Annotated in this window: 17 protein-coding genes and 1 pseudogene; 9 read left to right on the forward strand and 9 right to left on the reverse strand. The window is 40.1% G+C overall.

Translation table 11 applies throughout. The annotated features are described in order from the left end of the window. Positions 1 to 54: 54 nt before the first annotated feature. Entirely contained in the window at positions 55 to 1,320 is a 1,266-nt protein-coding gene (locus NWP25_RS12570; RefSeq protein WP_280651754.1) for an FAD-dependent hydroxylase, read from the reverse strand. A 182-nt stretch (positions 1,321 to 1,502) separates the two neighbouring features. Continuing rightward, positions 1,503 to 1,649 (reverse strand): hypothetical protein, encoded by a 147-nt coding sequence (locus NWP25_RS12575; RefSeq protein WP_280651798.1) that lies wholly within the window; start codon positions 1,647 to 1,649, stop codon positions 1,503 to 1,505. Between the two features lie 36 nt (positions 1,650 to 1,685). On the opposite strand from NWP25_RS12575, the gene NWP25_RS12580 reads away from it, so the two are divergent. Next, positions 1,686 to 2,387, forward strand: a complete 702-nt coding sequence (locus tag NWP25_RS12580) for a class I SAM-dependent methyltransferase (protein ID WP_374912304.1) — start codon at positions 1,686 to 1,688, stop codon at positions 2,385 to 2,387. A 90-nt stretch (positions 2,388 to 2,477) separates the two neighbouring features. Here the strand turns inward: NWP25_RS12580 and NWP25_RS12585 are convergent, their stop codons facing one another. The 7 genes from NWP25_RS12585 to NWP25_RS12615 form a co-directional block, all read right to left on the reverse strand. Beyond that, positions 2,478 to 2,753, reverse strand: a complete 276-nt coding sequence (locus NWP25_RS12585; RefSeq protein WP_280651753.1) for a hypothetical protein — start codon at positions 2,751 to 2,753, stop codon at positions 2,478 to 2,480. Between the two features lie 107 nt (positions 2,754 to 2,860). Continuing rightward, positions 2,861 to 6,010: an efflux RND transporter permease subunit gene (locus NWP25_RS12590; protein WP_280651752.1), complete on the reverse strand. Its 3,150-nt coding sequence runs from the start codon at positions 6,008 to 6,010 to the stop codon at positions 2,861 to 2,863. 171 nt (positions 6,011 to 6,181) lie between these two features. Continuing rightward, on the reverse strand, positions 6,182 to 7,735 hold the full coding sequence (locus NWP25_RS12595) for an efflux RND transporter periplasmic adaptor subunit (RefSeq protein ID WP_280699533.1): 1,554 nt from the start codon (positions 7,733 to 7,735) through the stop codon (positions 6,182 to 6,184). Between the two features lie 425 nt (positions 7,736 to 8,160). Then, positions 8,161 to 9,330 carry a glycosyltransferase family 4 protein gene (locus NWP25_RS12600; protein ID WP_280686515.1) on the reverse strand — a complete coding sequence of 390 codons (1,170 nt, stop codon included), beginning with the start codon at positions 9,328 to 9,330 and terminating at the stop codon, positions 8,161 to 8,163. A 405-nt stretch (positions 9,331 to 9,735) separates the two neighbouring features. Further along, the gene (locus tag NWP25_RS12605; RefSeq protein WP_280699535.1) at positions 9,736 to 11,778 is read right to left on the reverse strand and encodes a glycosyltransferase; all 2,043 of its coding nucleotides are present in this window, start codon (positions 11,776 to 11,778) and stop codon (positions 9,736 to 9,738) included. 15 nt (positions 11,779 to 11,793) lie between these two features. After that, on the reverse strand, positions 11,794 to 12,828 hold the full coding sequence (locus NWP25_RS12610) for a glycosyltransferase family 4 protein (RefSeq protein ID WP_280699537.1): 1,035 nt from the start codon (positions 12,826 to 12,828) through the stop codon (positions 11,794 to 11,796). Continuing rightward, on the reverse strand, positions 12,821 to 14,107 hold the full coding sequence (locus NWP25_RS12615; RefSeq protein ID WP_280699539.1) for a class I SAM-dependent methyltransferase: 1,287 nt from the start codon (positions 14,105 to 14,107) through the stop codon (positions 12,821 to 12,823). Before NWP25_RS12615 ends, NWP25_RS12610 begins: the two co-directional genes overlap by 8 nt. 540 nt (positions 14,108 to 14,647) lie before the next feature. Here NWP25_RS12615 and NWP25_RS18545 point away from each other — a divergent pair. The 8 genes and pseudogenes from NWP25_RS18545 (at position 14,648) to NWP25_RS12650 (ending at position 23,883) form a co-directional block, all read left to right on the forward strand. Beyond that, positions 14,648 to 14,953: a DUF2887 domain-containing protein gene (locus tag NWP25_RS18545; RefSeq protein ID WP_313959072.1), complete on the forward strand. Its 306-nt coding sequence runs from the start codon at positions 14,648 to 14,650 to the stop codon at positions 14,951 to 14,953. A 150-nt stretch (positions 14,954 to 15,103) separates the two neighbouring features. Beyond that, positions 15,104 to 15,367: a DUF4351 domain-containing protein gene (locus NWP25_RS18550; protein ID WP_313959073.1), complete on the forward strand. Its 264-nt coding sequence runs from the start codon at positions 15,104 to 15,106 to the stop codon at positions 15,365 to 15,367. Between the two features lie 108 nt (positions 15,368 to 15,475). Further along, entirely contained in the window at positions 15,476 to 16,309 is an 834-nt protein-coding gene (locus NWP25_RS12625; protein WP_280699548.1) for an ABC transporter permease, read from the forward strand. Between the two features lie 29 nt (positions 16,310 to 16,338). Next, the gene (locus NWP25_RS12630) at positions 16,339 to 17,628 is read left to right on the forward strand and encodes an ABC transporter ATP-binding protein (protein WP_280657521.1); all 1,290 of its coding nucleotides are present in this window, start codon (positions 16,339 to 16,341) and stop codon (positions 17,626 to 17,628) included. A gap of 570 nt (positions 17,629 to 18,198) precedes the next feature. Further along, positions 18,199 to 21,483: a DUF4214 domain-containing protein gene (locus NWP25_RS12635; protein WP_280699541.1), complete on the forward strand. Its 3,285-nt coding sequence runs from the start codon at positions 18,199 to 18,201 to the stop codon at positions 21,481 to 21,483. 388 nt (positions 21,484 to 21,871) lie between these two features. Next, positions 21,872 to 22,206, forward strand: a pseudogene (locus tag NWP25_RS12640) (Uma2 family endonuclease); the annotation flags it as partial. A 296-nt stretch (positions 22,207 to 22,502) separates the two neighbouring features. After that, positions 22,503 to 22,694: a cytochrome b6f subunit PetP gene (petP, locus tag NWP25_RS12645; protein WP_280649673.1), complete on the forward strand. Its 192-nt coding sequence runs from the start codon at positions 22,503 to 22,505 to the stop codon at positions 22,692 to 22,694. Positions 22,695 to 22,782: 88 nt separating this feature from the next. Next, positions 22,783 to 23,883 carry a Get3/ArsA fold putative tail anchor-mediating ATPase NosAFP gene (locus NWP25_RS12650; protein ID WP_280649674.1) on the forward strand — a complete coding sequence of 367 codons (1,101 nt, stop codon included), beginning with the start codon at positions 22,783 to 22,785 and terminating at the stop codon, positions 23,881 to 23,883. The last annotated feature ends 52 nt before the right edge of the window (positions 23,884 to 23,935 follow it).

Raw genomic sequence — 23,935 nt, forward strand, 5'->3', positions numbered from 1 at the left:
CATTACACAATTGTACCTGTTACATCTACCTTAAGGTTGACACTGTTATAACTATTAATCCCCGTGTTTCGCTAATTCAGGTGTACGTCCTTTTAACCCAATCATTAACTTCAGTGTAAACACTTTTAACATAGGTATACGTAGCATCATCCATAAACCGAGACGACGAATTATCACCAAGGGCAAAAAGTTATTAGAAAACATTCGATCTAACAAATCAGTGAAACCTAAAATGGTTAGGTTTTCTACCTTGCGCCAACGTTCATAACCTTTGAGGACTTTCAAGTGGCCAATGTCTTCTCCGGCTTCATCTGCTGTTTGTAGCACTTGAGCTAAAGCAGCTGCATCTCGAATCCCCAAATTTAACCCTTGTCCCCCCACGGGATGACAATTGTGTGCTGCATCGCCAATTAAAGCTAATCGGGGGAGAACGTAGTGATGGCTTTGCATCAGTTGCACTGGAAATATGAAGCGGTGTCCTAGCAATTCCAACTTACCCATTTGATTTCCAAAGCGGCGAGTGAGTTCTGCCAAAAATTCCTCGTCATCTAAAGCACATATAGCCTCCGCTTCTGCGTGGGGGGCTGTCCAAACGATTCGGCAACGGTTCCCCGGTAGAGGTAAAATCGCAAAGGGTCCACTTGTCCAAAACTTTTCGTAGGCAGTGTTATTGTGGGATTTTTCTGGTTTAACAAAGGCTACAATACAGGATTGCCAATATTTCCAGCCAGAAGTTTTAATTCCCGCAGCCTCACGAATGCGCGATCGCGAACCATCCGCCGCTACAAGTAATTTACTGCGGACTGTCTGAATTTTTTCGGCAATTTTCATATCTATAGCTACAATGTCCTGCTGATATTCTGTCTTGACCACTTCAGCCGGACACAGATAAGTTACATTCGGACAATTTTGCACAAATTCCTGCAAAGGCTCTAACAAGGCTTGGTGTTCCGCCACATAACCCAACTCTGACGTACCTAAATCATCGGTCACAAATTTCACTACCTCAGGGTAATCAGCATCAGAAAGGCGGACTTGGCAATATTTGGCAATTTGAGGCGATATTTTATCCCAAATTCCAATGCCCTGGTATATGAGAGCGGAAAGCATATGAACTGCATAGGCTTGTCCTTTGGCTACTGCTGCTGATGCGACTCTGGCTTCTATGAGTAGAATACTTAAGCCAGAATTTTTCAAAGCCGAGGCTAAAGTTAAGCCAACAATCCCACCGCCGACAATTACCAAATCATAATCATATCCTCGTTGATTTGGCGGTGTTTGTTGAGAAGAAAGAGTTTGATGTAGCTGTGTGAGCGCCATTGTTAAGATAAATTAAGGCATTCTTACTACTATTTTTACGCAAACTGATAAATCCGCGCAAGCTATCCGCTGATTTGACCTTTCCCCCACCGAAGGGCGAGGGGATTCTAAAGGGGCTTTCACCCTTCCCCTTGATTTCTTGTAATTTATGGATGGTCAGGATGATAATCCGAACTTTTTCTTTATGGTGATTGGTAATACTGGGATAAAATCTCATCACGGACACCATCCGCAACGCAAAGTTGCTGAATTAATCCTGCCTCATCTTTAAAATCAAAAAACCTTGGCGTACCTATGGGTTGATAAACATGAAAAATTACCATTACCATAAGTTAAATTGTTTACAATTTTTCGCTATTCTGTTGATGCTGGTAAACTTGCTGTTTACCCCGATGACCATAGCAAACGCTGCTTCTGTGTCTAATAATGTTTATGAACAGCGATGGCGTCCCAGTGCAGATGGTATGGGAAAATACTACATGGGGCGAGAAATAGCCAAAGTCATGGGACACACAGGTGCAGGTTGGCTAGAAAGACCAAGCCGCGAGGTAGAAGAACAGCCCAGTAAAATTGTGAGTGCCCTTAACTTACAACCCGACGATGTAGTGGCGGATATTGGCGCAGGTACAGGTTATCTCAGCTTTCGCATTGCACCATTACTAACAGACGGAAAGGTTTTGGCTGTGGACATTCAACCAGAAATGCTGGAATTTGTGAAATTTTTCAAACAAGAGAAAAATATTTTTAATGTTGAGCCAATTTTGGCAACTCTCACCAATCCCAATCTTCCTTCTGCAAGTGTTGATTTAGCACTGATGGTGGATACTTATCACGAGTTGGAATATCCCCAAGAGCTGATGCAGGGAATTGTCAAAGCCCTGAAACCAGGAGGTAAAGTGGTGCTGGTGGAATACCGGGGCGAAAATCCTTTGATTATGATTAAACCTTTGCACAAAATGACTCAAAAACAAGTCCGCAAAGAAATGGCAACTGTGGGTTTAGTTTGGCGAGAAACTAAAAATTTATTACCCCAGCAACACCTGATGATATTTGAAAAGCCTTCTTAAGTTCCTTCTTTGACAAAAAACCCAGAAAAATAAAGTTCTGACTACAAACTTTGACGGGAGAAAAAGCCTCCAACTAAGTTGGGTCGTCAACTATTGAACCGGAATCAGGCTAGGGCTTTTGGTCACATTATCCCAAACTATCCAGCTACAAGAATTATCTACATCTTTCCTATTGTTTGTCACTTTAAAATACAGCTTGTCCCGTCCCTTGGTTTCAATGGCAAAGTCGGCATTTTGAGCATAAACTACTTTAAACCCTTTGTCCCGTAAGCAATACATAGCCCAAGCTTTCAATGATTGCTTATATGGTTCATGGGGAATTGGTGGTTTTTTGATAGTTTCTTGGATAACTTCAAATATCTCCATTAATTTCTCGTTCAAGATATATGTTTTGATGTTGCTGAACTAAAATATTAGTTTATCGCGCTACAGCCCACTTCTTGAACACACCGAGCCGGAGGGATGTTTATTGGTCATTTTTTTGCTGTATCTAGCTGCATATGATGACCATAGGATTTGAACAAAGGCTCTGTAGTTGTTTTTATGACAATATATAAAATTGGCACCACAAACAAAGTCAAAAAAGTAGCAATTAACATTCCGCCAAACACCGTCGTTCCCAAAGACTGACGACTCCCCGCCCCGGCACCTGTGGCAATAGTCAAGGGAAAAATACCGAGCAGTGTAGAAAATGCAGTCATTAAAATCGGGCGTAAACGCTCTTGTGCTGCCTCCACAGCTGCTTTAGTTATAGAAAGCCCTTCCCTCCGCAATTGGTTGGCAAATTCTACAATTAAAATAGCATTCTTACTAGCTAAACCAATCAACATTACTAAACCAATTTGACAGTAAACGTCATTAGGAAAACCCCGCATTGATTGAGCTATAAGTGCGCCAAAAATTGCTAAAGGCACTGATAAGAGGATAATTAAGGGGTCTATGTAGTTTTCGTACTGAGCAGCTAGCACTAAAAACACAAAAACAATTCCTAAACCAAAGATAATGGGTGCTAAACCGCCAGAATTGATTTCTTCCAATGTCGTTCCTGACCACTCATAACCAAAAATAGGTGGTAAAACTTCTGTAGCTAACTTTTCCATGGCCTTAATAGCATCTCCAGAACTAAAACCAGGAGCAGGAGAACCATTGATTTCAATTGAGCGATATAGATTATAGTGGTTAATTACCTGGGCCCCCACAACAGAAGTAGTTGTAATTAAGTTTCTCAAAGGAATCATTTCATTGCTTTGAGAACGAACAGATAGTTGACCAATATCCTGGGGATTAGAGCGAAATTTTGCGTCTGCTTGGACATACACTCTGTAATTACGCTGCTGGAGGTTGAAATCATTTACATATTGAGAACCCAAAGCAGTTTGAAGAGTACGGAAGATATCATCTATGGAAACTTGCAGTGCTTTGGCTCTATTGCGATCTACTTCTACCAGAATTTGTGGGGTTTGTGCGGCAAAAGTACTAAATACAGCTTGTAATCCTGGTGTTTGGTTGGCTCCACCAAGCAATTCACCCATTGATTGTACCAAAGTTTCTAAGCCACTATTGCCTCTACGGTCTTGCAGTTGAAAATTGAAGCCCCCAAAGTTACCTAACCCTTGAATGGGTGGTGGATTTACCGGAAAGATTCTTGCTTCTGGGATAGCGAACAATTTTCCTCGTAAGTTACCGATAATCGCTTGTACTGATTGATCTGGTCGGGAACGTTCCGCCCAGGGTTTTAAGGTAGTAAATATAATGCCATTATTGGCAATATTACCACTGAAACTAAAGCCACCAAGGGCGAAGGTTCCCACTACTTCAGGGATTTGCAAGATTTCTTTTTCTACTTGTGCCATCACATCACTAGTATATTGTAAAGAAACCCCTTGGGGCCCTTGGATCAAGGTCATAAAGTAGCCTTCGTCTTCCTCGGGAAGAAAGCCTGTGGGTATGGTGATATAGAGCCAAGCTGTCATTCCCAAGGCCACCATGAATAGTCCCATAATTATGTTTTTAAAGCGGACTAGAAAATTGAGCCATCGCCCATAGCTTCTACGTACTGAGTCCACCAACTGATTCATTTGATCAAAAACTCCACCCAACCAACCAGTAGGTTTTTGTCCTTGACGTAGCAGTAACGCACACAAAGAAGGTGTCAAGGTCAAGGCTAAAAAGGTAGAAATGACAATAGAGAAAGCAATAGTTAGGGCAAATTGGCGATAAAGTGCGCCAGTAGTTCCCGGAAAAAACGCCACGGGGATAAATACTGCCATCAGCACCAAGGAAGTAGCAATCACTGCACTAAATAGTTCAGCCATTGATTCACTAGCTGCCCGGGGAGGACTCATGCCTTTATCCTGGATAAAACGGCTGATTTGCTCAACTATAACAATGGCATCGTCCACCACCATTCCCGATGCCAAAGTTAAACCAAATAAAGTCAAACTATTAATAGAAAAGTCAAAAATTTTCGCAAAAATAAATGTCCCAATGAGAGACAAAGGAACAGTTAACGCGGGAATTAAAGTTGTTCGCCAGTCCTGCAAAAAGACAAAAATTACAATTACAACTAGTAATACTGCTATCAATAGAGTCTTGATTACTTCTGACATCGACTCTTCCACAAAGCGTGTAGTGTCAAAGGCGACTTGATACTGCAATCCCGGCGGAAAATTGAGAGCTAATCGGGCCATTTCCTTTCTCACTCCCCGCGCCACCTCCAAAGCATTGCTCCCAGGAAGTTGATAAATACCTAAACCCACAGCATCTTTGGCGCGATATCGCAAAAATGAGTTATAGTTCTGTGCCCCCATTTCTATTTTACCGACATCTTTGAGCTTAATTAAGCTGCCATCATTATTAGTTTTCAGGATAATTTCCGCAAATTCCGATGAATCTGAAAGTCTACTGACAGCGCGTACATCAATTTGATACCTTTGTCCTTCCGGGGCAGGCTCTTGACCAATGCTTCCACCACCGACCTGCAAATTTTGTTCCGATAAAGCATTGACTACATCCTGAGTGGTCAGCTGCCGACTAGCCAGGCGATTCGGGTCTAGCCATATACGCATTGCATAACGACGTTCGCCAAAGATTCTCACATTACCAACACCTTTAACTCTTTTTAAGGCATCTCCTAAGTAAAGGTCAGCATAATTGCTTAAAAATACATTGTCATAGTCATCATTTTCAGCGAATAAACCAATTGCTAAGAGTAGATTGTTAGATTGTTTGGTTACCCTAACACCTGTGCGCTGTACAGATTCTGGTAGTTGCGGTTGAGCAACAGCAACACGGTTCTGCACATCCACAGCCGCAATATCTGGATTTCGGGATGAATTGAAGGTAGCTGTAATGTTAGTGGAGCCATCGTTACTACTGCTGGAAGTAATATAGCGGATACCTTCAACCCCGTTGATTTCCCTTTCTAAGATGTTGGTAACACCGTTTTCTACGTCCTCAGCACTACCTCCGGTATAGTTGGCGGTAACGTTGATTTGAGTAGGTGCAATATCTGGGAAACGAGCTATTGGCAATGTGGGAATACTAATCAATCCCAACAACAGCACAATTAATGCACAGACCGTAGCAAATACTGGTCTCTTGATAAAGAAATCAATAAACATAGACTTAGAGAGGTGAATAAATATAAATTGGTAGTTAAGGATGAATCAACCAATTTGGGATTTGAGATTGAGGATTTTTGATTGACAGCACATTGAGATCCACAAGCAGGGAGGAAAAAGATTCCCATGACTGTAAAAGTGCTTTTATACCTAAAAATTACGAGTTAATAATTAAGGTTTCCCCTTACCCATTTGCTCAGGTGCAGGTATGATAGGTGCGCCATTGGTGAGATTGAGAATACCTGCAACAACAATTTTGTCCCCGGCTTTTAGTCCCTCAAGAACTTGATAATCGTTTCCTTGAATATTTCCTAACTTCACCGGTTTTTGTTGAGCTATTAAGTTCGCCATTCCTAGCTGAGATTTTCCCGACTCTTGAGCTACAAACACAAAAGTCTGGTTGCCCATGCGAGATATTGCTTCGGTAGGAATTAGGATTCCCTGACTTTCATCCCAGATGACATTGGCTTGGACGTTGAGGCGATTGAGTATTCGGTTTTGGGGATTAGCAAAGCTGGCTTTCGCCAATATATTCTGTGTATTTACATTAATATTGGGCGAAATAAAACTTACCTTACCTGCGAGGGTGGGTTTGTTTTCAGCATCTAGTATTTGTACAGGTAATCCCAGACGCAACCTTTCGGCTTCATTGACGGGAACAGCTAAATTTAATTCCAAAGTATCACTTTTAGTCACTGTGGTGAGTTCATTTCCCTTACTAACAAAATCTCCCACTTTCACCGATATGTTACCGAGAATACCAGTGACAGGAGCTACAATTGTGATGTGTTGCTGCTGTGCTTCTGCTAACTGGACTTGAGCGGCTGCTTCCATAACTTGAGAACGGCCTTGGGCAATTTCTTCTGGGCGGGAACCGTTCTCTAGTTCTCTGAGACTTTGTTGTTCTAGTTCTACGGTTGCCACTAGTTCATCAATATCAAAACTTCTGCTTTTGCGGAATTCCTCGAGTCGTTTTTGGGCTGCTTGCAATCTAGCTTCAGCACTTCTTTGTTCTGAGAGAAATCCTTCTAGTTCATCTTGGGAAACAGCACCTTGTTTTCTTAATTGTTGGTATCTCTGAGCTCTTGATTGGGCTAATTGGAAATCAGATTGAGCTACCTTAATTTGAGCTTCAGCTTGGGCAATTGCTTCTGGACGTGCTCCACTCTGGGCATTTTTCAGGCGAGTTTCCACTTGAGCTAATCTAGCTTTGGCTTGAGCAATTGCTTCTGGACGTGTACCTGCTTTAAGTTCTGCTAGTCGGGCTTGGGTACGGTCTAATAATGCTTTTGCTTGTCGTAAGCGGGCTTGAGTCTCATCACTCTGCAAGCGCATTATAACTTGTCCTTGTTGAACACTATCGCCTTCCTTAAATAAAATTTCACTGATTCGCCCGTCAATTTCTGGCCTCAGTGCTACTGCGCCAGGAGCTTCTAAAAAGCCGTTAATAACCGAACTTTCTTTTATGGTTGCGGTTTTTACAGTGGCTAACTTCACAGGAATTCCCATGGGTGAACCAGCTGCTGTATTACCCGGAGCTCCATGACCAGCAAAGCTATTTTGCCACCAGCGCCAACCACAGCCGCCTGCAATCAACAGAGTTATACCTAAAATTAAAGGCCAACGTCCCTTTTGATTTGGCTTCAATGTTCCTTTTTGTTCTTCAATCTGATGAAAATCAGTTTCAGCACAAACTTCAGACTCAGGGAATTCAGAATTGAGCATTTTTGTTTTCTCATCTTATGGACAGATTGGGAAGTTGCTTATCTACTCTTCTGTTTCTGGTCAAACTGGATCTAGATTTGTTTAAGACAGTTCATCGGTGTATCTAATCACCCCTATCAATATTCTGCTTGCTGTTAAGAAATCAATTAAGAATGAAGCAATTGCTGACAAGGAAATTTGATCTCTTGCTTGAATTATATGCACTCAGCGAGACAATTTCTAAAAATCAGAAGGATTTGATAGCGATCGCATAAAAATGTGCAACTATAATTTAGTTAATGATATTTATGGGCAAAAATATAAGTTTTAGTTATTAATATTAGCCGGGGAAGGCTCCTGTGTGAGTCACAAATGAAGTATTTAATTTTGCAACCAACTAATTGCGTAAAATTTCGGTAAAGGTTTATGTCATGGAAGTTTTATCATCAAACTTCATGAATTATACTTTGGTAAGCCTTTAATGTTTCTTTAGCAGTTCTTTGCCAAGAAAATATTTTTGCTCTTTCTCTACCTTTGTTAATTAATTGTTGACGTAACTGAGAATCAATAATTACTTGTATAATAGCCTCAGCTAATTGCATCGGGTCATTGGGGTCAATTAATATAGCTGCATCTCCTGCAACTTCTGGGAGGGAGGAAGTATTGGCAGCTACCACAGCTGCGCCTAAAGTCATTGCTTCTAACAGAGGTAACCCGAATCCTTCATAATGGGATGGATAGACGAAGACATCAGCTTGGGAGTAAAATAATCCTAATAATTGGTTATTCAGGTATTCTAAATGGTGAATTTTGTTTTGCCAAGGTGAATTTTCAATAGCTGCAAATATTGGCTTGTAGTTCCATCCTTTTTTACCTATTAAGACTAATTGATGAGGAATTTTATATTTTTTGTTTAAAAAATTAAATGCAGTAATGATGTTCTCAATGTTTTTTCTGGGTTCTATGGTGCTGACAAACAAAATATAAGGTTGAGAAAAATCATATTTAATTTTTGTTTTTAATTGTTGAATATTTCCTGGTTCTAAGAAGGATGGATGATAGCGACTAGCTAAGGGAGTTACATAAATTTTTTCTGCTGCTACCTGCAAATATTCGATAATATCTTGTTTAGAGCTTTCGGAAATTGTTAATACTAAATCTGTCCACTGTAAACAGCGCCGTACTCTTTGTGTATATGTTTTGACAACTGCATCTACATACTGAGGATATTTGATAAATGTCAAATCATATATATTCATTACCTTGAGGCTATTTTGACAAGGATAGACTGAGTAATTAGTACCGTGTAAGATATCTGGAGAATCAAAATATTTTTCCCAGTAAGATAAACCAGGTCTAAACTCTGAAGCTAAGAGTAAATTTGATAGTCTTACCGGTAAAGGAAATACATGACTATGGGGGTAATGTTTCAGAGCATCAGGAAGGCGCAAATCACCCCGTAACCACTTTTTTAAACCTGGTTGATAAACTATCCCTAACTCAAAATTATCTGCTGTTTGTATTGCACTCAGAGCAGATATTAAATTAGCTACATAAAACCCAATCCCCCTCGGTTGGGGTTCTACTGGGGTAGCATCAATGAGGATTTTCACCATGAAAATTATCAGATTTTATCAAATTAATCGGTCATTTTTGCCAAACTACTAACTGGGTTTTAACCATTCAATTCAAAAACATTGAAACTGCACTCATTTATCAGAAATTCATAGATAAATTCGCCACCATTTCATCTCTCTGTCATTATGGAAAGCAATAATATCCAAGGATGAGAGTATAGTATTGGGCAGAAGTGTTGAATCCTGCAATAAAAATTTACAATTTTTGCGTTTTACCCAGATAAACTTCATTGTCTATTAAGAATAGAGTCATTAATTGCTCAAATTTTGTATCATCGGCGCACAACTTGGACAGTCAACAGTCAACATTTCTGAATATTGGGGCTATATTTCTCAATTTTTTCAGAATGTTTATCATATCTTTGATAAATTCCTTCATAGTGATCATCCTAAAAACTTCAAATAAAAATCATCAACTTTTACATTATATTTTTTCATCCCTCGGAGAAAGTTTTCCCGAAAACCCGGAGTATTTTTGTAGTGAGACTCACTTAAAAACAGTTCTCGGTATCTTTCTGGGTGTTTTTGCATCAATAAAACATCTTTCTCAAAAAATCGGTTTCTTTCTTCCAGACTTTCACCCTTATTAGTGCGGAGATGAGGAGGGTGAAAAACACAAACATCATGAGCGAAAGGAATTTTACCATACTGGGCAATTCTCCAACCTAAGTCAGTATCTTCACGAAAATGTGGATTATCAAAACGTTCATCAAATCCATCAACAGCCATAAATACTTCACGTCTAACTAGTAAATTTGCTGTCATAAACCCGATTCCTTCAAATCCTAAATTTGTTACAGGACGGTAATTTATATCGTTAACTTTATCAGAAATAATCAATCCTTCTACACCAACTACATCCAGAGATTCAAAGTATTTTATGCTATTTATCAGCCAATCGGAACTAGGTTGACAATCATCATCAGTGAAAGCTAAAATTTTTCCTCTAGCGTAGTAAGCTGCTGTATTTCTAGCTATTACTGCTCCTTTAATATTAGTATGGATATAAACAATGTCTAAATTAGAATAATCGTCTTTTTCCTTCCATGATGTTCTACTTTGGTCAACTATAATAATTTCAAATTCTTTGTATTTCTGATTTTGCAGTATCTCTAATAATTTTGCTAATTTAGCATGTCTTTCATAGGTAGGAACAATGACACTAAAAAAGGGGGTATTTTTACTTAGATTTGACCTATTTCTATGAAGCAAAAAACCTAAGTCGTGGGAGATTTTTTGCCAAGAATACTTTTTTTCTACTACACTTCTGGCTGCTGTACCCAGAACATTGCTATAGGCTTTATCTTGAATAATTACTGGGATAGTACTCCTAAAATCTTCTGCTGTGCAAATATGGATGGCTGTTTCTGAACCTTGAAAAATACCCCTAGCTCCCATTGGTGTTGAAATAACAGGTAACCCAGCAGCCATAAAGTCAAACATCTTAATATTTGTACCTGAACCCGAAAACATAGGGTTAATGGCTAGATCAGATGCAGCTAAATAGTTAAGTTTTTCACTTTCCTTCAAAAACCCTGTTAGAATTACATTAGTAATGTCTCTTTTTTGTAGTTCTCCTTGACTGAATTGATCACAGACACCGCCACAGATGGCAAACTGTATATTAGGTAAAGCTGGAGCTAATTCATCAATAATAAACCTGGCTGCTTCAATGTTGGGTAGATAAGAGCTACCCATAAAAATAGCCAGTGGAGTATCTCCTAAATTTAATTTTTTCTTGGCTATTTTTTTCTGACTACCACTTACATAGGGAATTTTATCTGTAAATACACCATTGGGAACAATGGCTATTTTACTAAAGGGAATATTATATAACTTATTAAATAATTCTCTATCTTCCTGGGAACAAGCCAGAATTAAATCGCAGGTATGACACAGAGCATATTCTATGGTAACTACATTTTGAGCAATTTCAGTTCCTAACCCACCATCATCTAATAAACTTGTTCTTAATAAACCTTCTACATTATGAGAATCGTAAACCACAAGCTGGGGACAGTGTCGTAGTGAATCCTTGACTAAGGGGTAAACCCAGGGATGAGAGAAAATAACAATATCTGATTCAGCGACTTTGCTGTTTGCTGTTTCGACAAATTTACCAGAATAATGCCCTAGCAAATTAAAGCAAGAATCTATAATTGTCTTACCACCCAAGCGGGACTGCAATTTAGCACATTCAACAAAGTGTTGCTCACTCAAAGGAATATCAATTTCCTCTAAATTTTTACTCAACCGATGATGTCGATATTTTTCTCCTTCCCAGTCATAGGACCCGATATATGTAGTAGGAAGACAGTCACCCATGCCGTGATATAGTCCTAGTAAGCGTAGCCTCCCACCCCCAATAGGTGGATCAATGGGTTGCATATCTAAAACAGTCACTCGGGAAATTTGTTTTTGCGTCATTTTGATTAACTTTTCTTATTCATTGTTATTTTGCAAAACACTTAATAACCTCTGAGATATATTTGACCAGTTAATGTGACTAATGGCAATTTTTCCCCGCTCACCCATGATTTTAGCTTGTTCTGGGTTGTTAATGAAGTATTCTATGGCTCTAGCGATTTCCTTGGGTTTAGGCGAAACTACTAGACCATTTATACCGTCTTTAACAAACTGTAAAGATTCTCCAGAATCTTGGCAAGTAATCACTGGTTTAAAATGAGAAAAAGCCTCTAAAGTCACATACCCATAATCTTCTCTTATAGGTACAAAGGGTACTACTAAGGCATTGGCATATAAGTTCAACAGTTCTTCATCGGAAACTCGACCCAAAAATTCTATCCGCTCATCCGTCTCACTGAGTCTACGTAATTCTTGCTCCTGTTCTCCCGTACCGACAATTTTGAGGTTCATGGGGTATCGGAGGTGAGCCATTGCTTTAATCACTAAATCTACGCGCTTCCAGCGGTGTAGCCTTCCTGGTAAAAATATATGGTCATATTTCCCCCTGGTAAAATTATTTAATACCAGTGCTGGATGTAAAACTTCACTCTTTACACCGTTCCACTGCATTAGTCTTTGACTAACTTCGTTACCAATAGTAAAAACTTTTTTAGTTCTTGGAGGTCGTAAGGCTCCTGTGTCTAGTTTTTGAATAGTTTCTCTTTGAGTTGTTAAAACTTGATTCCCCTTACCAAATTCCTGCTCAAACATATCATAAAATACTCTGATTGTATGAACCAAATAGCATATATGATTAGGATGACGCAGCAAAAAAGTAGGAGCTTTGGTAGAAATTACTCCATCATAAGCAGAAACGTCTAAATCATAGCAACGTAAATATGATTCTTGTATGCTTTCAAAGCTAGATTCATCAATTAAGACTTCAACAATATCGGCGGATGTAGTTGTGGTATTGAGAGAATTGACGAGACCTGTAAAAAATCTTTCTGCTCCTCCAGTTTCCCGATTGAGCATACGTGGTACTACAACTGCAATTTTATAGCTACTCATGTTTATAACCTACAATTGCATAATCTTGGCAACCATAAAAGTAATGATTAAAGCGTTGGGCTAAATCTTCACCTTTGACTTGTTGATTCTCTGGATATGGATGTAATTTCATCACTTGGATATTACATAAACCAGATATTTCAGCCATAAACCGAATTGTAGCGCTAGGTAATGGATGGTGATGGGTGGGATCTAAATAAAAATTATTGCTACCTACCAAAATGTTCTCAGGATTGGGAGTTTCAAAAATTACTAACCCCTGGGGTTTCAACACCCTGACTGTTTCTGCAAATAACCGCATCAATACTTTAAAGGGTAAATGCTCAATAATATGAAATCCTGTGATAGCACCTAAACTGTTTTCTGGTAAAGTTTGTAAATAATCGATGGCATCTGCGGCCATAACATCCAAGGCTCTGGCTTGACATTGCTCTATCATCACTCTATTGATATCTATACCTTTAGATATATATCCAGAGTCCCTGAGTAATTCTAACCATTCACCCCGGCCACAGCCTACATCTAAAATAGGTGCGTCTGGTGTACCAACATTGCCTTGTTCAATCAGAGGTAAATATACTTTTAATCTATTCAATATATCTTCATGGCTACCCCGGAAATAATCTTCAAAAGCAACATAGAAAGCATCTAACAAATGTTCATCTTCATTGACAAAGGTTTGCATCTGTTCTTGATCAAAGGGTGCGGGTAATCGTCGCCGTGCTTCGTCGAAAAATAATCCTATTAACCGCTTCTGCTGCATGAGATCATTTTTCACATAGCTGTCATTTCTGATATAATTCTCACGGGTGGTTTGTAATTGAGTATCTACTGTTTGTAGGCGCTCATGGGTGGTTTGTAATTGAGTATCTACTGTTTGTAAATGTTCATTAAGTTGTGTTTTTAAGCTAGAGATTTCTGCTATTAATTGTCCGTTAATAAATACAGATTCTCTGAGAGCTTGGAGCAAATTAAAATTTATTTCTCTTTGGTCTTTAAAGAGAAAATTTAATAACTTTAAAGTGGCTTTTTGGAACTTTTTGCTCAGATTAAAAGGAAAGCGGTTGAGTTTATCAGGCCACTTGGTGCGGGTATATGCCCTATCCTCAGCATTTTTGAGGAAAGATTCAACATAACTCAAGTGTAATGTCAGATTACTTGTATCTGTATTAGATGATTTGATCACTCGTTGAGGTTGACCCTTGGGTTTAGCCACCTCATGGCGGATCTTGGCCATTAATTCATCAACGTTAATTTCGGGATTGTTTTCTCCGATCATGGCTCAAAGGTTGTTTTATAACTTTATTAGAGAAGTAACACCGGAACGGTGAGTAAAGGGGAAAGCAGCAAAATCAATTTTCCTCCTCTTCCAAGGGGAGGGTTAGGGTGGGGTCAAACGATATTTTATACAGTAATCATAATTTTTAAAACATCCTTCTTTCAACAGATATAACTAAATTAGGATGTATTCTATCATCACATAAACAGTGGCTAACAGTGTTTAAAAACTAGTTCTAGCTTTCCCTTAAAGATAGCTGTAGTTTGACTGTATCATTTCTGGGTAAAATTTCAGCAATTTTGGGTAAATTTTGGCAGCATTTAAGTATTATTCTCAACCATCACCATGGCCTTTGACTGGACTTAAGTGATGAGAAGGTTAATTTAATTCCCCCCCAGGGCTTCATGGTAATCTGTAAACAATACATCCCCAGCCCATTGGCTTAACACTGTAGCTAAAATATCCAAAAACCACCCGTGAGACGGGACTCTTTTTTTTTACAAGTTATTTAAGCAAGTTACTGGTTTATTGTTTGAACTAGTGGAACCACCCCCAGGAGCTACTAATTACCAATTTGAGCCTGTGGAAGTCAAAGAAACTTCCTTCCCCATTGATAGAGTATTTCTACCCACCCACGATGATGTAGATTATCAGGTAGTATTTTTAGCTGAGGTAAAGTTTCAAAAAGATGAAGATTTGTATTTTGGTTTCTTTTCAGAATTATCTCTGTTTTTGTACCGTCACCCCATTCGTTATGATGACTGGGTAGGGATGATTATTTTTGGCTCTCGCAATTTAGAAACCAGTAATTTAAACATTCATCGTTCCCTGCTGTTGGGAGGATAAATACACCGAATTTATTTAACAGAAGCCATAGACACCGCCAGGTTTTTACTCACACAAGCACAGCAATAGTCACAAACAGCCATAATAGATTTAGTCACAACAATTATTATTTACAAGTTTAAAAACTTAAGTAGAGAGTAAATTGTCTCTATGTTGGGATTGGATTTGGTGGAACCTGGAGGTATACGGGAAGCTAAGGAAGAAGGTTTGGAACAGGGTCTGGGAGGGGGAAGCTTAAAGGAAGCTTTATCCTTGGTGATGGGGTTATTAAATCGTCCCTTGGGTGAGGTTTCCCCCCAGTGTGTATCACAGATACAGGGGTTATCTTTGTCACAGATTGAGACTTTGGGTGAGGACTTGCTAGACTTTACCACTGTGGCTGATTTGCAAATATGGTTACAGTGTCATGTGTAGTTGACCAGTCACATACCGGATTTTTATGAGAAATCCGGTGTTTTGGGCATTATAATCAGAAAACGCTATTAGTAATCAGTTGTGAGTGAGGATTAATTAGTGGGAATTATGGGACACCCAGGGAAGCTGAGGAGTATACTGCCAATAAATCAGCAGTTAAGGGCTAAGTTCGATTTACTCAGAACCCTAGTCAGGCGAGATTTAGAAGCCCGGTATAAGGGGTCAATCCTGGGGAATTTGTGGCCCTTGGTGAATCAGCTTTCACAGTTACTAATTTATACTTACGTATTTGCCATTGTCCTGAGAGTTAAGTTAACCCTCACCAGCCTACCGGAAAATAATTTTACCTTTGGATTGTGGTTATTTGCGGGCTTGCTTCCTTGGATTGCTTTTTCTGGAGGACTCATCCAGTCCTCTGGTTGCGTGGTAGGACAGCCAAATTTAGTTAAAAAGGTAGTGTTTCCCCTGGCTTTATTACCCTTGGTACCAGTTTTATCCACGTTTATTGAAAGTTCTTTTGGTTTAATGGCGCTGATTGTATTTGTAGCTATTCAAACTCACACATTACATCCTACCCTGGCGCTGTTACCCTTAGTTTGGTTAACCCAGTTGCTGCTTACTACTGGTTTGGGTTACTTAGCTGCGGGGTTGACGGTTTTTTTGCGTGATGTTCCCCAAACCCTGGGGGTAGTTTTAAATATCTGGTTGTATCTAACACCAATTATTTATCCCGCTACTTCAATTCCCCAAGGGTGGCGCAATTGGGTATTTTGGTTAAATCCCCTCACCCCCATCGCCGAGGTATATCGTGATTTAATTTTAGTGGGAAAGGTGCAACATTGGGGAGAATGGGGAATTGCTAGTGTAGTCGCCTTGATTATATTTGGTTTTGGGTTTACCGTTTATAAAAAGCTGCGTCCGGCTTTTGCTGATGTCCTGTAGCAAAGTTTTTACCAATTAATTAGGATGGTATGGGTGAGGAAATTGCCATTTCACTAAAGAACATCTCCAAGTCTTACAAGCGTTATCCTCGTCCAGTAGATAAGCTCAAGGAAATTTTACTACCCAATAAAAACTACGCCCAGGAATTTTGGGCGCTCCGGGATATTAACTTACAGGTTCCCCAGGGGGAAACTCTAGGAATTATTGGTCAAAATGGTTCTGGTAAAAGTACACTCTTACAAATTATCGCCGGAACCCTCACCCCCACTACAGGTGAAGTATTTGTGAATGGTAGGGTATCCGCCCTCCTAGAACTAGGTAGCGGGTTTAACCCAGAGTTTACTGGGAGACAAAACGTATTTTTTAACGGTCAAATTTTAGGCTTAAGTCGAGAAGAAATAACAGCTAAGTTTGATAACATAGAAGCTTTTGCGGAAATTGGGGATTTTATTGACCATCCTGTGAAGACTTATTCTAGTGGGATGGTGGTCAGGTTAGCTTTTGCGGTGGTGGCTCATACAGAACCCAGTATTTTAATAGTAGATGAAGCTTTAGCCGTGGGGGATGCAAAGTTTCAAGCTCGCTGTATGAAGCGAATTCGTCAACTCAAAGAACAGGGCGTAACTATATTATTTGTTTCCCATGATGCCAGTAGTGTGAAAATGTTATGTCATAGCGCTATGTTGATGAATTGTGGCAGGATGCTAGAAATAGGTACTCCTAATGATGTAGTTAACCATTATATTGCCTTATTAAGCGCAGATGATGAGCCGGAAATAGAAACAAGAATCACCCAGACATGCCAATTAGTTGACAATCCTGATAATATAAGTCAAAATAATCACTATAAAAATCTAAGTAGGCATGGTAATCAGCTAGCAGTCATTCAAGAGGTAACTATTCTGGATTACCAGGGTGAAACAGTCACCAAGTTAGAAACAGGTAAGAGTTTTGAAATTAATATATTAATTCTAGCCCAAGCAGAACTTTCTGATTTAGTTGTTGGTATATCCTTAAGAAATCTCATGGGTTTAGTAATTTATGGCACTAACACCCACTTACAGCAGACTAAATTACCGAATATTCCACAACATCAACAATTACAAGTAGTGTTTCAACTTCCCTGCTTAATGAATAAGGGAGTTTATACCATTACCGTGGGTATACATTCCGAAACAGGAGTAAGTTATGACTGGGTGGATGAACTAATAGTTTTTGAAGTCTATAACGGTAGTTCCTGTGATGGCTTCATAGATTTAAAATCTTGTATTAAATTCAATCTTTGCCAAAACTCTGTAAATCCAGGAAAGAAAGAATAGTTACAGTGTCAAATATTATTTGACCCCTCCCTCACCCTGGGGAGGGTGAGGGAAAATGTCATGAGAATTAGCGCTGAAAACTAATCAAACAACCTGTGATATTCATCCTTCTTGATTACATCAAGAAGGATTTTCCTTTTTTTTATCGGGTAAATTATGACTAGGAGTGTTAGAAAGTCTATCTAGAGATAGATGACAAATGACAAAAAATAATATTTTACTCCCTTACTAAGAAAAGCATTATTGTCTAATATCCATATTTTACCTAGGTTTCGGGAATTTTGAATCCCGATCCATGGACATAGGCATCCGATCACGAGTATTCAATGAATATCCATCTAAAGATGGATGACAAGAGCCAATACAAATTTAAATATATCTCTTTAGATGGATGAAAAAAAAAGCAAAATGTTTGATGATGTCCCATGGCAGCATTTTATACTCATCCACAAATAGTGCTGTGGCATTATTTAACATAAGCTGTATGTAGCCTATGTAAAGCTAAGTATGTTTTCTTACAGGTGTGATGTTGTGTTTTATCCAACTTCAAAGGAGTGAAAATCCAAACTTATGACAGTCGAAAATATCAATAATATCCAGAGCCTGTATGTTGCCCTCCTTGGTAGAGAAGCAGAACCAGAAGCCTTTGCTTTTTGGACAAGGCGGTTAAATCTCGGTCTATCTTCTCTCACAACGTTGGCCACGGAGCTGACTAATTCACCAGCAGTACAAGCAAGAATTGCTAGTTTTACCTCTGGTGAATTTATTGAGTTTATCTACAGCAACGCCTTTGGTCGAGTAGCAGATTCAGGTGGTAAAGCTTTTTGGGTCGGGAGATTAGGCGCATCACCCACCGTAGATACACAAGCTCAAGTAGTTCGTGATATTATTGCTTCAGCAGCATCTGCTGATAAAGAAGCTCTAAATCGTCGAGTTGAGACTGCTAAGAATGATACCTATCGCTCACTTGTGCAATCCCTTTATGTAACATTGCTCGGTAGAGCAGCAGATGCAGGGGGTCAGGCTTTTTGGGTTTCTCAGCTGAATGAAGGTAAATCTATCGCTGATATCACCGCCAGTATTATCGGTTCAGAAGAAGCGCAACAAAGATATACTGGGCTGATTAACCGTGAATTTGTCGAGTTGCTCTACAGTAGTGCTTTCGGACGCGTTGCAGACGAGGGAGGTAGGAATTTTTGGGTTGAAAGAATCAACAATTCCTCCAGAGCGGAAGTTGTTCTAGAAATATTAGAGGCTGCTGCTCCCAATAGTCGAGATCGGGAGGTTTTGAACAATAAGGTAGCCGTTGCTCAAGGTCTGACTGATAACTTCCAAACACCCTTTACCCTAACCACCAGTTCTGATGAAAATCTTGTAGGTACTGCTGGTAGTGACGTGTTCATTGGAGACAATGGGAACCAATTTTTCGCCACTGTTCAAGTAGGGGATAAGATTGATGGTGATGCTGGTACAGATACTTTCGAGTACTATTACGCTAATAGGGTTTTACCCACTCTCCGAGGTATTGAAAACGTTGAATTAATCAACGCTCAAGGCGGAAATATTGACTTTAGCTCTCTGGCTGGTTCAGGTCTAGAAAGAGTTACTGTCAAGTTTAATCCGGGTTTTAATTTGACCGTTACCGGACTGCGGGATGTTGAACTTGGTATTGATAATGTCACTAATGGTCCTATCACTGGTAACTTTGGTAATGGAACGGTTGCGGCTGTTTCTATGACTGATTTTTCAACAAGCCTGACAATACAAGGTAATCGGGTCGAGACTGTTAATCTGAGGTCGGAAAGTGAATTTGACGATGGGGTTAATACAATTGATGGTGGAAGTCTACCAAACGATGCAACCCCAGCAGATATACCCGTCAGAAACATCAATATTAGCGGGGATGCAGGGCTAGAAGTTGTCACCCAAATTACTTTAAACCCCACTGCACAGACAACTGTTAATGCCTCTGCTAACAGTGGCGGTGTAGAATTAACCTTTAATAACGGTAGGGTTAACTTCACAGGTAGTTCCGGTGATGACACTATTGGGTTTGTGCTTGCCAACTTTGATACTCAGGACAGAGTTAGTGGTGGTAATGGTACAGATACATTACTATTGAGGGGTGATTTTAATGTTGTTATGAACAACACCAACGCTCCTTTACTCAATGCTGTTAACGCAGCTCAGAACACTGAAATCTTGCGCTTGCAAGGAAATATAGTTGTTAACGCACCTACTGTAACAGTAGACGCTAGCAGAATTACTGCTGTTGACAGATATGAGTTTGCCGCTAACACGGTTGACCTCAGCAATGCTGCTGCTAATGATAGGTTCACCCTAGATGGTACAGGAAGATTAAACCTCCGAGGAGCAGCACAAGCAAGTGTTGATTTGACCTTAGAAAATTCACCTCCAATTCTGGGTTTAACCTCTGACAGATTTAATAATGCTACTGTTGCCGGTAGAAATGTTATCACCAGACTAGTATCTGATGTTGATGGGTTAACAATTAACGTTTTAACAAGTCCAACAGGGGCTGATGCTTTGGGAACTCAAGAGAGAGCTTTAACCATCGGGGGAATTGAGCTTCCAGAAGATGCTGAAAACGGTGTTACTATTGATGCTAGAATCTTCACTGCGGACTTGAATGCCACTGGTACTGCCTTAGATGACACATTCATATTCAATGCAGGGCGATTCTTTGGGCGCAACGGAACTTTCCAAGGTGGGGACGGAACAGATACCTTAGAACTTGTAGGCGCTAACATTGCAGCTGATTTGACAGCTACAGGTAATGCTCAACTACCCGATAATGTCGCTGTCATCAATAACCGTGCTCAAGGTATTGAAATCCTGCGCTTGAATGGAACTACATTGACCGCAGATGCTGGGCAAATCACCGGTATTAACCGCTTTGAATTTGTAACTCCAGCAGCTCCAGCAGGTAATGTTACCCTCCGAGGTGCTGATCAAAATGATCGAATTAGCTTGGATAATACAGGGACATTAACCCTTCAAGGAGCACAGCAACGGGTTAACTTAACCTTAGATCAAAACATCCCAACTCTGACTTTATTCTCTGACCGGAATAATAATACCAGTGTAAGCACCACTCCCAATCGAATTGATACCCTAGAATATGGTAACGAGGCGTTAATTATCAATGTTATCAGATCAAGAAGTGAGCCAGGTAGAGATGGATTGGGAAATCAGGACAGAAACCTGATCATAGCAGCCCCCACACTGCCGGAAAATGCTCGCCAAGGTATCACAATTGATGGGTCTGGTGTTGGTGAACCTGCCTATACTGGACAGTTAACAGTTACTGGTACTGCTCTTAATGATACTTTAACAGGTGGTGATGGTAATGACACCTTAAGAGGTGGTGCTGGTAATGACACCTTAACAGGTGGTGCTGGTAATGACACCTTAACAGGTGGTGGTGGTAATGACACCTTAACAGGTGGTGTTGGTAATGACACCTTCATTTATACATCTGCTGCTGACTCGAACAGACAAACTTTTGATACTATTGCTGGCTTTACGGTAGCAATCCCGGGAGTAGGAGGAGCTGCAGCAACACGACAAGACCAGATTGACCTGAGAGCATTAAACCTTACTGCAGATGACTTTGCAGGACAAGTTGATGTTGATGTCCCCCCTGCGGGTCCGATAGCGGATGCTGCAAATAATGCAGCCACTCTCATAGGTGCTGATAGGTTTGGTTACTTTAATTTGGGAGGTAACACTTTCATCCTGGCTGCTAATGCAACACCTGATCTCACAGATGATTTATTCATTCAACTCAATGGTGACTTGGCTCTAAGCACAGCAGATTTCATTCTTGCGTAGATGAATAGGAACATACCTTTTTCATAAGTTTTTCTAGGGCATAATCAACTTATGCCCTTTTTTTTGTCAGAATTAGTACTCATATCCCCGAGTTCTGACTATGATCTTATTAGGTAGTGATAAATTTTCGTAGAAGTCGGGGATATTACCCAGCAGAGTCAACATCCCCAGTGAACACCCATCGCCGCCATCGCCCCTACCACAAAGTGCCATCGCCCACCCCGCCAGGGGTTAGAAACCCCTGTTTAATAGCTTAAGTCGGATTTATCGGACTGAGTGTTAAATACTCATATCCCCGAGTTCTGACTATAATCTTGTTAGATAGTCATAAATTTTTGTAGAAGTAGGGGATATTTTCCGTAGGAAAACTCACCCAAATAGGTCAATCATGGCTCAAGCACTCCTGAAAACCAAACCAGTAACTTTTCGAGAGTTTATAGATTGGAAACCAGCAGTAAACCGCTATGAACTAGATAATGGGGTCATAGTTGAAATGAATCAACCCCAGGGAAACATGAAGATATAACTTGTTTTTTAAATGAAAAAATTACTGCTGAATATCTGCGTTTAAACTTACCCTATGGTATACCCAAGACTGCTTTAGTCAAAGCATTCGCGAGTGAATCAGCTTAGTTTCCCGATGTTTTGGTGTTGAATCGTTCCAACTTAGTCAATGAACCATTATGGGAAACACAATCAACAGTTACTCAATCTCCAGAAGTGTTGAATCCTGCAATAAAAATTTACAATTTTTGCGTTTTACCCAGATAAAGTTCATTGTCTATTAAGAATAGAGTCATTAATTGCTCAAATTTTGTATCACCGATGCACAACTTGGACAGTCAACAGTGAACCTCAATCTCCATCTATATCTTTAGTATATGAGATTCCTGTGGGTTGGATTGTGACTTTTTATTGATTGTCAAAAGGAAACTCTTTTCCCTCATACCCCAAATTTATCACCCCAGGGACACCGATTCAGCTAAACTGAGACTTGGTTTATTGAATTGTGACTAAGTATGGAAATTGGACAAAAGGTTAAAGTTTTTCGTCTGCGGGACCGCGTACCTGCTACCATTGCCAAAAAACTGGGACAAATAGGCATTATTCAAGAGTACAAAGTCACCGATGGTAAGGGAATTGGTGTAGTGGTACTGTTTGACGACAATTCTTCCACTTGGTTCTTTGAAGATGAAATCAAACCAGTGTAATAGATCAAACTCAACGCGGAAGCTAAGAGTATTTGCCGAGTGCTAAGTTGGAGTTGAAAAGATTGGCGCTGAAAATAGGAATCAAGTAATGTCCCTGATATTGACATTTTTGGGCAAAGGCGGTGTAGAACACACAAAAATAGCGATCGCCGCCGCCAAGTTATTGGCAAGCCAAGGCAAGCGTGTGCTTCTAGCAGGGTTTGCAGAACCAGTTTTACCCATGTTACTGGAGCAAACCCTGAATCCTGACCCCCAGGAAATTGCTCCTAATTTAGAAGTTGTGCAATTTCAATCGTCTGTATTGCTAGAACGCAACTGGGAAGAAGTGAAAAAACTGGAGGCGCAATACCTCCGCACGCCCATTTTCAAAGATGTTTATGGTCAAGAACTGGTAGTATTGCCAGGGATGGACAGCGCCCTGTCCTTGAATGCTATCCGCGAATATGATGCCAGTGGCAAATATGACGCGATTATCTACCATGGCACAGGTGATTCCTTTACCCTGCGAATGTTAGGGATGCCAGAATCTCTCAGTTGGTATGTGCGGCGATTTCAGCAATTATTTGTCAACTCTGATTTAGGAAAGACTATTGCGGAATCGCCTTTAGTACAGACGATAGTTAACAGCTTGTTTAACATCAACTGGACAGCAGATAACTTTGCTCTCCCCACCAACCAAGTAAATAATTTTTTAGACAAGGGAAAAGCAGCCCTTGGAGATCCTCGTCGCATGGCCGCTTTCTTGGTGACCACAGCAGACCCCCTAGAAGTGGCAAATTCCCGTTATTTGTGGGGTAGCGCTCAACAAATCGGTTTAACTGTTGGTGGTGTGATTGTGGTGTCACCCACAGCCCAAGTCAACCTCAGCGAAGAATTTACACCTCTTCCTGTCAGTGTTGTTCTCCCATCTCCCAGGGGGGAATGGCAACCTTTGATAGATGCACTACCTAACTTTGTAGAACAAGCACTACAAGCTCCCAAACCAGTGGAAGTTGACGTCCACAATGGTCAAGTACGCTTATTTTTGCCGGGATTTGATAAAAAGCAAGTCAAACTCACCCAATATGGCCCAGAAGTTACAGTAGAAGCAGGAGACCATCGGCGTAATCTCTTCCTTCCTCCCGCACTAACTGGCAGACAGGTTAGTGGAGCGAAATTTCAGAATAATTATTTGATAATTTCTTTTTAAACACTAGGTACTGGGGATTGGGTACTGGGTACTCAAAAACATCTTTGCCCAT

This window comes from Umezakia ovalisporum Ak1311 (assembly GCF_029891685.1).
In the GTDB taxonomy this organism is placed as follows: Bacteria; Cyanobacteriota; Cyanobacteriia; order Cyanobacteriales; family Nostocaceae; genus Umezakia; species Umezakia ovalisporum.